Below are 12,913 nucleotides of genomic sequence, written 5' to 3'. Positions count from 1 at the left end.
GTTTTTAGAGCTAATACGTTTACTTATTAGAACTAAAAACGCTCGAAAATAATAAATCTAGAAGTTAATTAACATTAAATTAATTAAAATTTAACAGCGCTGAGGTATTTTTAGTGGTCAGTATAAAGCTTTTCTGTTTGGAGTTAATTTTAGTTTTAACAATATTTTGCTGATCTGGACATACTGCAAAAAGCATTTCATTAGAGACCTCCAACGATTTAACATTTTGTATATCAACAACTTCAACATAAAACCTTACAATATCACCATCATATTCTTTACCTACAAATTGCAGTGTAGCAGGTTGTTTATTTATAGAAACCTTTAAATTGGTATTAATATATTTTTCTAGGTAAGCATTTATAGCTTCAGTATCATTTTTTTCATCTAAAGTGATGTTTTCATCATAATTATAACGCAATGCTTTTTCTAAATCGTCAATAAAAACTCTAGAAATTATCTGAACCGCCTTTTTATCCTTCACATATTCAACCTGCGTAACACTAATGTAATATTTATGAATGCTTGTAAATGAAAAAAAGCTAAATGCTAAAAGGAGTAAAACTATTTTAAAACGATTCATTAATTATTTTTTTTTTGCTAAAGTAATTATTTTAGAAGTTCAAAAAGCATTTCAAAATATAAGTTCTTTTTTAAAACCGAAATATACACCCTTAATTCACAAAGAAATCTAAGGCTTTATATTTTCTAAATACTGCTTATATTTCATTCTTAAAAACACAAGCACTTTAAAATCGTTTTGGTTTTTACAGTATTTAATAAAATTAGCATCATCAGAACAGAAATAGAAAAAATCCATTTGCTTATCTTCATCTAGCGGGTTCGATGCAAAAAAATCTTTTCCTAAACGGCTTTTAATACTATGCATTAAACCATCTTTCTGCTCAATTTTCACGCGACGTTTAAGCATTTTAGTTCGGCCCGAAATGGCATTTATTATAGGCGTAAAACCAACAGAAGCACCAAGGCCGTAGCCAGAACTACCTAATCCAGGATTAAAACCAGAAGCCTCACTTAGCTGCCTTTCATTTATAGTAGCAATTCTACCGGTGTATCCCGGAATACCAACATCGAAGAAATTAAGAGGCCTATCGCCTTTTGTGTTTTTAATATCCGAAAGTAAATCGCCTGTTAGTATTTTACCAACAATAACAGTATCAAGCTGATTAACCTGCTCGTTTAACTTTACCAAAACGGCTTTATTAAGCACCGTTTCGTTAGAAACTACAATTTCTTGCAACTTATACCGAATAGAAGTAAATACAATAGTATCATGCAATCGCACTCGCAATTTAAACTCACCATGGGCATCGGTAACGGTATAAGCCTGTCCTGTTTTATTAATAACGTGTATGTTTTCCACATCACTTACGCCGGTAACTTTACCAAGAATCTCAACCGTTTGCCCGTAGAAATTTAAAGACGCTAAAAAGAATAAAAATAGTAGTTTTTGTTTCACACTTTAATTTTAGAACTACGAATAACGACGATAATTTCTTAAAGAAATTACAAAACGCATCTAATATTTTGTTAAAGCTAACAACTCCTAGCCTTCTATTTAGCCTTCAAAAAAGCAACACTTCTCGCATTTAGCAACTCCAAGAACTCCATTTCTTTACCTTCGTTCAGTAAACTAAAATCAAAATTATTACGTTGCACATAATGTATAAACTCTTCCACGCGGTGCTCTGGAATATCAAAATTATCCACTAAAAATTCCGATCCAAAATAATATTTAACCGCCTCAATAGGCACTTCCGGAATTCCTTTTGCCTCTTTATTTTTAACCTTCGATCTAAATAAAGGTAACAACAATTGATCTACAACATTTATCACATTCAGTCCGTTTACCATCGGCATATGCTCTCTACCAATAGCGTCATTAACCGTTTGTGTACTATAATCTTGAGCAAACTCAAATTCATCCTTATGCTTAATACCATAGTAAAGCGCATCCAACTTAGGCGAAAACGGCTTAGCCACTTCCATATCTTCAGCTAAAACACCTGTCAGTTTTTGTGGCAAAAGTATAATTTCGTCCAGCTTATTAATTTCCATAATTAAAAACACCTTCATACTCTTAGACCCCACAATATCCTCATTCACAGTAAATTTAATATTTTGGAATTGCAAGGCACTCACCTCAATAATATCATTAAGGCGCACCGCAAGTGTAAACTCACCACGATCGTCGGTAACCGTCCCTACATTAGACGATGCATTAAAAACGGTAATACCGCCAAGCTCGCTACTTTCAACAATAATTTTTCCTTCAACATTAAACCGCTGAAAATCTTGCGAAAAAGCAAAACCACTTATTAAACAAACCAGTAAAAGTATTTTAAATTTCATATGTTCTTTTTTATTAAAAATACGTTTTAATCAAGTCTTCATCAAGTAAAACAGAAAAAAAATACATTAAAAAAATAAATTTATTTAGTTTTACCCTCTAAAGAAAAACATCATGCAACAAATTACCATTGCCAGCACCTCTACCCTACACGGTTCGGGATATTTAGAATACCTACTCGATTACCTCAGCGTATTTTTTAAAAATGCCGATACCATTCTATTTATACCCTACGCTAGGCCAGGCGGCATAAGTCATGATGCTTATACAGAAACCGTACAAAAAGCATTCGCTAAAATCGATAAAAGCGTTACCGGAATCCATAAACACAGTAACCCTGTTGAAGCCGTAGCACAAGCCGAAGCCATTTTTGTAGGTGGCGGCAACACCTTTGTACTTACCAACCAATTGTACAAAAACAACCTCATCGATGCTGTACAACAAGCCGTTAAAACCGGAACACCATATTTAGGCACCAGTGCAGGCAGTAACATTTGCGGACTCACCATAAAAAACACCAACGATATGCCCATAGTATATCCGCCAAGTTTCAATGCATTGGCCTTGGTACCCTTCAATATCAATCCGCATTATTTAGACCCATTGCCAGATAGCAAACACATGGGCGAAACCAGAGAAACCCGCATAAAAGAATTCCACAATTTCAACACCAACCCCGTAGTAGGCCTACGAGAAGGCAGTTGGCTGGCCGTTTCAGGAAAATCCATAAAGTTAAAGGGCGAACTACCCGCACGTATTTTCGAGTACAACAAAGCACCTTACGAGGTTGCGCCAGACACCCAATTAAATCATTTAAAATAAAAGGAGTAACATATTAAAATTCAGAATACAATTTTGGGCGGGTTTTTAAGAAAAATAAAAACCGCGCTATCCGTTATATCTTTTTACGAGGAAAAATTAGGCTTATCAAATCAGCTAGAGCATAAACAAAACAACAGCTATATTAAGCCAATTTAATAAGTCGCAAAAAGGATGCCACTGCTATCGCTCCCGCAATAACCCGCCAACATCATTAATTATCGTAACATAAAGTGTACTTGCTAAGTTCAGTAAAAAATAAAAGACATGCTTAGTTCAATTTATAAGCAAGCATCACACCACCTCTATACGGCAACCATTCTCCACTCTTATTATAGCGCACTACACCATCTACACGCTCACCAGAAGCTTTGTTGTATCCTTTATAAAAAGCCTGATGCGTACCACCACCAAGAAAAATATCAATATTAAACCGATCACTTAGGCGTTTTTGTATCCCTATGGTTGCACCTGCGGTATATCCAAAACCTTGTTCATAACCATTATTTCCTCTAAAAAATTTAGACAATTTAAAGGTTGTACCTGCAATATGCCCACCCACATAAAAACCTTTAAAACGCTCCTTAAAGTAATAACGAAATTCTGGAGTCACAATCAAAAACTGTAACGGTGCACCATCTACAGAATTCCAAAAAGAAGCAATGGCATCTATTTGAAACGTCCACTTTTTACTCAAGCCCGTTTCAAGACCAATATGTGGCATAGCTACCAAAAGTGTCACTACATTTCCCTTTAAATAGGTTCCTTTAGAATCAGACGCTAAATCAACATCATTTTGAGCATTCATTTTAAAAAAACCAAAGACTAAAAAAACAACAAAAACACACGCTTTATAATTCATAATTTATTTGTTTTTAAACATTTTCGAGTTAAAACTAAGCAAAATCTTTATAATATCACTTGCTACAATTTTAATGTAAACTAAAGGTTAATTCTTACATAAAAGCAACAAATACACTCACAATTACGAAGTTGATAATTTCAAGCAATAATTCTTATCAATTTCGCAGACATACCCTCGAAAACTACTTATTTCACAAGGGTTTACAGCGTTTTTCACGAAATCAAAACCAGTCAGAAAAACCTCCAAAACCATCCAAAAAATCGACGAAATGCATGCTTTTTTCTTTTAAAAACACAGCGCTTTGTCTTTAACCGATTTTAATGAGGTGTTGGGCGAAATGTAAACATCCCACCTTTTTATTCAACAAAACATTTCTAATTTAGCAGTGTTAAAACATTACTGATTAATAGCTACGTATTTGTTTAACAGTTAAAGGTGAATTTAGTTTTTTAAACCCCTATTTAAAAAGCAGATCGATAACCGTTAAACAATTGAAATTTTAAATGCTAATCTGTGTTTTTGACATCTACTTTCAAATGCGGGTATCTCATCCCATTTTAGCACGAAAATGAATTTAATGATAGTATTAAGTGTACCCTTAATCCAGGTATCCTTATCCGCTATTTAAAATATTTAAAACCGCCCTCAAGGGATATTTATTAATTAAATCCAATTTATTATGAAAAAAAGTAAATTAATTTCATTAGTGTGTTTATCGTTAACTGTGTCGTACATGTTTTTAACCTTATTAAGTTACATCTTAGTAAACTAAAAACAACCGCACATTGGAGTCTTTACAGTTGGCATCCACTCGTTTTAGTCGTTAACGCGACTATTAATTAAATTTGAAGAAATGATCTGGAATGTTATCTATGTAAAGCCAAGAACCGAGAAAAAAGTGGAAGCCGCATTGTTAAAAATGGGGATTAAAGCTTACTGTCCTGTAGTTACAGAAATCCACCAATGGTCCGATAGAAAAAAAAAGGTAGAAGTACCTTTACTTAAATCCTACGTTTTTGTTCAATTAAACAATAACGAACGCGATTTAGTTTTTCAAGTGGCCAATGTGGTACGTTACCTCTTCTGGTTGGGTAAACCCGCTATTGTAAGAGATAACGAAATAACAATAATGCAGAACTGGCTAGTTGCTCAAAACACGACATTTACCGTAGAGAGCATCCAACCCGGAGACCGCATTGCAATAAAAACCGGACCTTTTAAAGGAGAGAAAGGGCTTGTTAAAGAAATAAGTAAAAATAGAATCCAATTATTACTTTTGGATTTAGAAATGAAAATTACTTTAAACAGGGCATAACCTTGTTTAAAGTATTTTTTTTTGAATAATACTGGGTCCGTAATGGGACTCAGGAGGCGAAGCCGTGTAAAACGGCCATTAAAATAGAATACTAATCAACTTTATAAATTACAAAAAGTAGAAAAACCCATAAATTATGGCAAACAAAGTAGCGTTTATTACAGGAGTAACAGGTCAAGATGGTGCTTATTTAAGCGAATTTTTATTAAAAAAAGGTTATACCGTACATGGCTTAAAACGTCGATCTTCATTATTCAATACTGATAGAATTGACCACCTTTACCAAGATCCACACGTAGAGCAACGTAATTTCATATTACATTATGGTGATATGACGGATAGTACTAACTTAATCCGTTTAATTAAAGAAATTCAACCCGACGAGATCTACAACCTTGCAGCCATGAGCCACGTACACGTATCTTTCGAGATACCAGAATACACAGCAAATGCCGATGGTATTGGAACACTTAGAATTTTAGATGCCGTTAGACTATTAGGTTTAGAGAAGAAAACTAGAATTTACCAAGCGTCTACATCAGAGTTATATGGTAAAGTTCAAGAAGTGCCTCAATCGGAAACCACTCCATTCTACCCACGTTCGCCTTATGCTGTTGCAAAAATGTACGCTTACTGGATTACTGTAAATTATAGAGAAGCTTACGGTATGTATGCTTGTAATGGTATTTTATTTAATCACGAGTCGCCTATTAGAGGAGAAACTTTTGTAACACGTAAAATTACGAGAGCAACAGCAAGAATTGCTTTAGGCTTACAAGATAAATTCTATTTAGGAAATTTAGATGCTAAACGTGACTGGGGTCATGCCAAAGATTATGTACGCATGATGTGGATGATTCTTCAAGCAGAAGAAGCTGAAGATTGGGTAATCGCTACCGGAAAAACAACCACCGTGAGAGACTTTGTAACCTTAAGTTTTGCAGAAGTAGGTATTACTTTAGAATTTAAAGGCGAAGGTGTTAACGAAAAAGGATATGTAAAATCTTGTTCTAACGAAAAATACCAAATGGAAATTGGTAAAGAAGTTTTAGCTGTAGATCCTAAATATTTCAGACCAACAGAAGTGGAGTTATTAATAGGAGATGCTACTAAAGCAAACACAAAACTAGGTTGGGAATGTCAATACGAACTTGCCGACTTAGTAAAAGATATGATGCAAAGTGATTTACACTTAATGCAAAAAGATTGCTATTTAAAAGAAGGAAATTACCAAACCTTAAATTATTTTGAATAGTATGGATAAACAATCTAAAATATACATTGCTGGCCATAGAGGTATGGTCGGCTCTGCTATTTGGCGCGCTTTAGAAGCTTCGGGCTACAACAACCTTGTGGGTCAAACCAGTGCAGAACTCGATTTACGTAATCAAAGTGCGGTACAAGCCTTTATAGAAACCACCAAACCAGACGTTATTATAGATGCGGCTGCAAAAGTGGGTGGTATTTTAGCGAATAGCCAATACCAATTTGAGTTTTTGTTAGAGAACATGCAAATTCAGAATAACCTGATCGATGCGGCTCACAAACAAAACATTTCAAAGTTTATCTTTTTAGGCAGCTCCTGTATTTATCCTAAACTGGCTACGCAACCTTTAAAAGAAGAATACTTACTTACAGGCCCATTAGAACCTACTAACGATGGTTACGCCATTGCTAAAATTTCTGGTGTGCGTTTGTGCAAAGCCATTCGCGATCAATACCAAAAAGATTTTGTAAGCTTAATGCCTACCAATTTATATGGTCCTCACGATAATTTCGATTTAAAATCATCGCATGTATTACCAGCCATGATTCGTAAATTTCACGAAGCCAAACTTAACAATAATGCTACCGTAACCCTTTGGGGCAGCGGATCGCCAATGCGTGAATTTTTACATGTGGAAGATATGGCACAGGCCGTTGTTTTTGCTTTAGAAAACAAATTGCCAGAGCATCTTTATAATGTAGGTACCGGTACCGATGTTACTATTAAAAATTTAGCCGAAACCGTACAACGTATTGTAGGCCACCAAGGCACCATTGTTTGGGACGATACCAAACCAGATGGTACACCAAGAAAACTTATGGATGTTTCTAAAATGAAAACCTTAGGTTGGCAAGCTACAACGCCTTTAGATCAAGGTATAGAAAACACCTATAATTGGTTTCTGTCTAATGAAGCTTCTTATAAACAAGTAAAATTATAAATTAACAACACACCATCATGCTTGCGACGCTAGAAAACACCTCTACTACAGTTTTAAAACCTAAAAAAATCACATCAATTTGTTGTATTGGTGCGGGTTATGTAGGCGGACCAACTATGGCCGTCATGGCTCAAAAAAATCCGGACATCAAAGTCACCGTAGTCGATTTAAACAAACAACGTATTGCAGACTGGAACGATAGCGATTTATCTAAATTACCCATTTTTGAACCCGGTTTAGATCAAGTGGTTGCAGAAGCTAGAGGACGCAACTTGTTTTTCTCTACCAATGTTGATGATGCCATTCGCGAAGCCGACATGATTTTTATTTCGGTAAACACACCTACCAAAACCTATGGTTCTGGAAAAGGCATGGCAGCCGATTTAAAATATATCGAGTTATGTGCCAGACAAATTGCACAAATTGCAACTACCGATAAAATTGTAGTCGAAAAATCAACCTTACCGGTAAAAACAGCGCAGGCCATAAAATCTATTTTAGATCATACAGGCAACGGTGTTAAATTTCAAATATTATCAAATCCTGAATTTTTAGCTGAAGGTACAGCTATGACGGATTTAGCAAATCCTGATCGTGTATTAATAGGTGGCGAACAAACCGAAGAAGGTTTAAAAGCCATTCAATCTTTGGTAGATGTCTATGCCACTTGGATACCAAAAGCACAAATTTTAACCACTAATATATGGTCGTCAGAGCTTTCTAAACTAGTAGCCAACGCTTTTTTAGCACAACGTGTGTCGTCTATTAACGCCATTTCCGAACTTTGCGAAGCTAGTGGAGCCAATGTGGAAGAAGTGGCTAAAGCAATTGGTATGGACTCGCGTATTGGTCCTAAATTCTTAAAAGCCTCCGTTGGGTTTGGAGGCTCTTGTTTTCAAAAAGATATTTTAAACCTCGTGTATATTTCAAAATCTTTAGGTTTAACTGAAGTAGCCGATTACTGGGAGCAAGTTATTATCATGAATAACCACCAACGCGATCGTTTTGCAAACAATATTGTATCTACACTTTACAATACGGTTTCTGGTAAAAAAATAGCCTTTTTAGGTTGGGCCTTTAAAAAAGACACCAACGATACCCGCGAATCTGCTGCCATTTACGTAGCTGATAAATTGATAGACGAGCAAGCGCAAATTAGCGTTTACGATCCTAAAGTAACGGCCGTACAAATGCAAGCCGATTTAAATTATTTAAATACCCGATCGGAAGCTGAAAACGAAAACTTTGTAAAAACAGAAACCGATGCCTACAAAGCTTTAGAAGGCGCTCACGCTATTGCGGTACTTACAGAATGGGATGAATTTAAAACTTACAACTGGCAACGTATTTACGAGAGCATGAGCAAACCTGCTTTTGTTTTCGATGGTCGAAATGTGCTTGATAAAACGGCTTTAGAAGCTATTGGGTTTAGAGTAAAAGCTATTGGCAAGTAATAAAAATTAAGGTAAATATGATTTTATATAAAAAAATAAAGAAAAAATCGTGGTCTATAATAGTATCAAGATTAAGTAAAAAACAATTTTACCCAAAAATATATAAATCATATTGGTATCTGCACTTCAATAAAACCAAAAAGGATAAATTAACTAAAAATTATTATGCTGCAATACCAAACCCGGGTGCTGGTATTGGCCACCAAATGGCTAATTGGATTGCAGGTTATTGGTTTGCCAAAAAATTTGAATTAGACTTTGCCCATATTCCTTTCTCTTCAAAAAAATGGGAGAGTTTTTTAGGCTTTGGAGCAAATGAAATTAAGGTTAGTGAATTGGTAAACAACCAAGGCTATAAAAAAATAAAATTACCCCTATTTGACGAAAATAATCCTCAAGCCATAGAATTAACTAAAAAAATAATCGAGGCTTACAATGACAAAAAAGTAGTTTTTATTGCGGAGCAAGATCAATTTTACAAAGGTCAAATTGGAGTTATAAAAGACCTTAAGCCAAAATTTCACAATGCCGAAGCCCGAAAAACAAGGCAATTAGTTTATAACCAAGATAATTTTAATATTGCCATACATGTTCGCAGAGGCGATATCACTATTGGTCAGGAATCAAAAAACACGAACCTATTAATGCGCTGGCAAGATAATGATTATTTCAAAAATGTTTTGTTATCAGTAACGAACACCATTAAAACACAAAAACCCATCGCCATATATTTTTTTTCCCAAGGAAATAAAAAAGACTTTCAAGAATTTAACGAGTTTAAAAACCTTACTTTTTGTTTAGACATGAATGCTCAAGATTCTTTTGAGCATATGGCATATGCCGATCTATTAATTACAAGTAAAAGCTCTTTTTCTTATAAGCCCGCACTTTTATCGAATGGTATAAAAGTTTGTCCTAAAAACTTCTGGCATGATTACCCTAAAAGTAATGATTGGATCTTAGTGGATGACAACGGAGTATTTGATATAAATAAACTTCTTTTTATTAACTAAATGCAAGAGACAAAACAAGCAGCAAATCGTGTTGCTAAAAACACAGGGATTCTATACGTCCAAATGGGACTTACTATTTTCCTATCGTTATACGCTACACGTTTAATTTTAGCCGCTTTAGGCGCCGAAGATTTTGGAATATTTAATGTTGTAGGTGGCGCAATAGCTATGCTAACATTCTTAAACACAGCAATGTCTGCCGCTTCACAACGGTTTATGTCTTTTGCTCAAGGAGAAGGTAACTTTAACAAGCAAAAGCAAATTTTTAATATTAGCTTAATATTACATTTTTTCATAGCCATTACCATCGTAATTTTATTAGAAATTATGGGATATTTTCTATTTGATGGCATATTAAAGATCTCACCTGATAGATTAAATGTTGCAACTATGATTTATCAGTTTTTAATAATAAGTACTTTCTTTACTATTATTTCTGTACCGTATGATGCCATAATTAATTCACATGAAAACATGCTATTAGTTGCTATTTTACGCATTGTTGAAATTACATTAAAACTAGGTATTGCAATCTTTATAACTTATACTAGCTTTGATAAATTATATGTTTTTGGTCTTTTAATGGCTTCTTTAACCGTCTTTTTATTAATTATTAGACAAATATATTGTCATAAAAAATATAAAGAAGTTACAATTAATTTTAAGTCCTATTACGATAAAGCTTTATTTAAAGAAATGACAAGTTTTGCTGGCTGGTCATTTTTAGGTAGTGCTGCTAGCATGATAACTATGCAAGGAATGACGGTGCTTATTAATTCATTTTTCGGTGTTATTGTAAATGCCGCTCAAGGTATAGCCCTTCAAATAACAGGCCAAATCATGGCATTTTCCAATACCATGCTAAAAGCTTTAAACCCTTTAATTGTTAAAAGTGAAGGCGAGGACAATAGAGACCGCATGTTAAAAGCGTCTATTACAGGGAACAAAATATCCTTCTTTCTATTAGCTTTTTTTGCCATACCATTAATTATTGAAATGCCTTATGTTTTAGATTTATGGTTAAAAGACGTTCCCAAATATGCCGTAATTTTTTGTCAACTTAACATTTTCAGATCTATGGTTTCTCAACTAACCATAACCTTTCCTACAGCTATTGGAGCCACAGGAAACATAAAAAAAAGTCAACTTGTAGAATCCATAATTTGGATATTACTCCTTCCTATTAGTTATATTATGTTTAAATCGGGTACAGCACCAGAAACCATTTATATTAACCTCATTTTCATGGTAATTGGCTTCTCCATTTCAAGAATTTACTTTACGCACCGCATTTGCGGATTATCAATAAAAAAATACTTCGAAGATGTGTTGTTAAGAGCGCTTATTGTTGCCTTAGTTACTGCAGCGTTTGCTATATCTCCGATATTATTAATGTCTGAAGGCTTTGCTCGATTAATTATAGTATGCCTAGTAAGCTCTATTGTATTTCTTATTTTAATTTTAACCGTTGGTTTAAATATTTCAGAAAAAACACTAATTATCAATATGGGGAAAACTGTTTTTACAAAAAAAATTAAACGATCTTAAAAAATAGTTTAAATAAATTTAAAGGAAAACTATCTCTAGTTTTTCATATGATTGAAAAAACATTAACCATTCCAAAATCAAGATTGGAGATTTAAATAAACCTAATAGGTGTGAATATACTAAAAACATAGCTGTTTTTGTAAGATTACTCCTAAAACAAACTAATGTTTACTTAAAAAAAATATTAAAATTTACAAAATGAAAATCGGCATTTACACAATACATTCAGCATATAATTACGGAGCTATGTTTCAAGCTTACGCCACTCAAAAGGCTTTAGAAAAACTTGGTTACGATTCCGAGTTTGTAAACCTTTACACTAAAGAAGCTGAAGCCAAAAACGAAAACAGACTAAACTCTTATCAACTAAAACCATTACTTATATCTCTTTATTCTAGACTTAACCCTAAAGTTCGTTTAAAATATAAAAGATTTAGAGAGTTTCATTCAAAAATGATTCTATCAAAGCGGTATTATAGTTTAGATGAAATTTACAAGACCCCTCCAAAATATGATGCACATTTAGTCGGTAGCGATCAAGTATGGAATCTACAACAAGGGTTTTCGGAGAGAGCTTATTATTTTTTAGATTTTCTAAACAATAATGAAATTAAAATATCTTATGCTGCCAGTTTTGGAACTTCACAAGTTGACAAAAAGTACCATGACAAATTAAAGACTCTGTTAACTAGTTTTAAATCTATTGCTGTTAGAGAGGATGATGGTGTTAATATTATTAAAGAAGCCACAGGGCTAGATGCAACCCAAGTTCTCGACCCTACCTATTTATTAAACGCTGACGAATGGAGTGATCTAGCTCCCGAAAGACTAATAAAAGAAGACTACATTTTTTGTTATGGCTTTGATGACTCTGAGATTTCAAGCCAGTTAATTAATAACACAAAAAAGAGGCTTAACCTCCCTGTAATAGCATTATCAATAGGGATTTCTTTTCCACATAAAGTAGATCGTTTTTTTCAAGAAGCAGGTCCCAGAGAATTTATAAGTCTAATAAAACATGCTAGTTTTATTTGTACTAGCTCTTATCATGGCTTAGCATTTGCAATACATTTTAGAAAAAGTTTTTTCACTGTTAAGCACCCGCACAGAAATTCAAGAATGGAAACTATTATGAATAAATTTAATTTATTTGATAGACAGATTTCCAAGGCAGAAAACATACTCGAGCTTACTGAAGACCAATTGTTTATTGATTATACTACAATTGAAGAAAAAATCAATTTCCATACAACTCAATCGTTAAAATCCCTTGAAGACTCTTTAGTAAATACCTCGGGAGAATAGGAGAATAATTCAATCT

12 protein-coding genes are annotated in these 12,913 nt (G+C 34.0%); 8 read left to right on the top strand and 4 right to left on the bottom strand.

What is annotated here, in order from left to right; translation table 11 throughout:
• Positions 1-79: 79 nt before the first annotated feature.
• The 3 genes from DFQ06_RS15475 to DFQ06_RS15465 form a co-directional block, all read right to left on the bottom strand.
• Entirely contained in the window at positions 80-583 is a 504-nt protein-coding gene (locus DFQ06_RS15475; RefSeq protein WP_133968702.1) for a DUF6702 family protein, read from the bottom strand.
• A 108-nt stretch (positions 584-691) separates the two neighbouring features.
• On the bottom strand, positions 692-1,480 hold the full coding sequence (locus DFQ06_RS15470) for a hypothetical protein (RefSeq protein WP_133968700.1): 789 nt from the start codon (positions 1,478-1,480) through the stop codon (positions 692-694).
• 95 nt (positions 1,481-1,575) lie between these two features.
• On the bottom strand, positions 1,576-2,373 hold the full coding sequence (locus DFQ06_RS15465) for a hypothetical protein (protein ID WP_133968698.1): 798 nt from the start codon (positions 2,371-2,373) through the stop codon (positions 1,576-1,578).
• 112 nt (positions 2,374-2,485) lie between these two features.
• Between DFQ06_RS15465 and pepE the strand changes: the two genes are divergently transcribed.
• Positions 2,486-3,193 (top strand): dipeptidase PepE, encoded by a 708-nt coding sequence (pepE, locus tag DFQ06_RS15460; RefSeq protein ID WP_074938524.1) that lies wholly within the window; start codon positions 2,486-2,488, stop codon positions 3,191-3,193.
• Positions 3,194-3,461: 268 nt separating this feature from the next.
• Here the strand turns inward: pepE and DFQ06_RS15455 are convergent, their stop codons facing one another.
• Entirely contained in the window at positions 3,462-4,052 is a 591-nt protein-coding gene (locus tag DFQ06_RS15455) for a DUF3575 domain-containing protein (RefSeq protein WP_133968696.1), read from the bottom strand.
• Positions 4,053-4,908: 856 nt separating this feature from the next.
• Here DFQ06_RS15455 and DFQ06_RS15450 point away from each other — a divergent pair.
• The 7 genes from DFQ06_RS15450 (at position 4,909) to DFQ06_RS15420 (ending at position 12,897) form a co-directional block, all read left to right on the top strand.
• Entirely contained in the window at positions 4,909-5,370 is a 462-nt protein-coding gene (locus DFQ06_RS15450) for a UpxY family transcription antiterminator (RefSeq protein WP_042506192.1), read from the top strand.
• Between the two features lie 136 nt (positions 5,371-5,506).
• The gene (gene gmd, locus DFQ06_RS15445) at positions 5,507-6,625 is read left to right on the top strand and encodes a GDP-mannose 4,6-dehydratase (protein WP_133968694.1); all 1,119 of its coding nucleotides are present in this window, start codon (positions 5,507-5,509) and stop codon (positions 6,623-6,625) included.
• A gap of 1 nt (position 6,626) precedes the next feature.
• Positions 6,627-7,577 carry a GDP-L-fucose synthase family protein gene (locus tag DFQ06_RS15440; protein WP_133968692.1) on the top strand — a complete coding sequence of 317 codons (951 nt, stop codon included), beginning with the start codon at positions 6,627-6,629 and terminating at the stop codon, positions 7,575-7,577.
• Positions 7,578-7,594: 17 nt separating this feature from the next.
• On the top strand, positions 7,595-9,031 hold the full coding sequence (locus tag DFQ06_RS15435) for a UDP-glucose 6-dehydrogenase (protein WP_133968690.1): 1,437 nt from the start codon (positions 7,595-7,597) through the stop codon (positions 9,029-9,031).
• Between the two features lie 17 nt (positions 9,032-9,048).
• Positions 9,049-10,044: a hypothetical protein gene (locus DFQ06_RS15430; RefSeq protein ID WP_133968688.1), complete on the top strand. Its 996-nt coding sequence runs from the start codon at positions 9,049-9,051 to the stop codon at positions 10,042-10,044.
• Positions 10,045-11,592, top strand: coding sequence for an MATE family efflux transporter (locus tag DFQ06_RS15425; RefSeq protein ID WP_206672776.1), 1,548 nt, complete (start codon positions 10,045-10,047; stop codon positions 11,590-11,592).
• 198 nt (positions 11,593-11,790) lie between these two features.
• The gene (locus DFQ06_RS15420; protein WP_133968686.1) at positions 11,791-12,897 is read left to right on the top strand and encodes a polysaccharide pyruvyl transferase family protein; all 1,107 of its coding nucleotides are present in this window, start codon (positions 11,791-11,793) and stop codon (positions 12,895-12,897) included.
• Positions 12,898-12,913: the final 16 nt, after the last annotated feature.

The sequence above is a fragment of the Algibacter lectus genome, assembly GCF_004368925.1.
GTDB lineage: Bacteria > Bacteroidota > Bacteroidia > Flavobacteriales > Flavobacteriaceae > Algibacter > Algibacter lectus.
Note: the sequence above shows the minus strand (reverse complement) of the source record. Positions and strands in the feature narration are given on the sequence as shown.

Excerpts from the sequence above, each read along its gene's own strand:
- DFQ06_RS15420 (WP_133968686.1), top strand. The coding sequence starts at position 11,791 with ATGAAAATCGGCATTTACACAATACATTCAGCATATAATTACGGAGCT.
- DFQ06_RS15455 (WP_133968696.1), bottom strand. The coding sequence starts at position 4,052 with ATGAATTATAAAGCGTGTGTTTTTGTTGTTTTTTTAGTCTTTGGTTTT.
- DFQ06_RS15430 (WP_133968688.1), top strand. The coding sequence starts at position 9,049 with ATGATTTTATATAAAAAAATAAAGAAAAAATCGTGGTCTATAATAGTA.
- DFQ06_RS15465 (WP_133968698.1), bottom strand. The coding sequence starts at position 2,373 with ATGAAATTTAAAATACTTTTACTGGTTTGTTTAATAAGTGGTTTTGCT.
- DFQ06_RS15450 (WP_042506192.1), top strand. The coding sequence starts at position 4,909 with ATGATCTGGAATGTTATCTATGTAAAGCCAAGAACCGAGAAAAAAGTG.
- DFQ06_RS15425 (WP_206672776.1), top strand. The coding sequence starts at position 10,045 with ATGCAAGAGACAAAACAAGCAGCAAATCGTGTTGCTAAAAACACAGGG.
- DFQ06_RS15475 (WP_133968702.1), bottom strand. The coding sequence starts at position 583 with ATGAATCGTTTTAAAATAGTTTTACTCCTTTTAGCATTTAGCTTTTTT.
- DFQ06_RS15440 (WP_133968692.1), top strand. The coding sequence starts at position 6,627 with ATGGATAAACAATCTAAAATATACATTGCTGGCCATAGAGGTATGGTC.
- gmd (WP_133968694.1), top strand. The coding sequence starts at position 5,507 with ATGGCAAACAAAGTAGCGTTTATTACAGGAGTAACAGGTCAAGATGGT.
- pepE (WP_074938524.1), top strand. The coding sequence starts at position 2,486 with ATGCAACAAATTACCATTGCCAGCACCTCTACCCTACACGGTTCGGGA.
- DFQ06_RS15435 (WP_133968690.1), top strand. The coding sequence starts at position 7,595 with ATGCTTGCGACGCTAGAAAACACCTCTACTACAGTTTTAAAACCTAAA.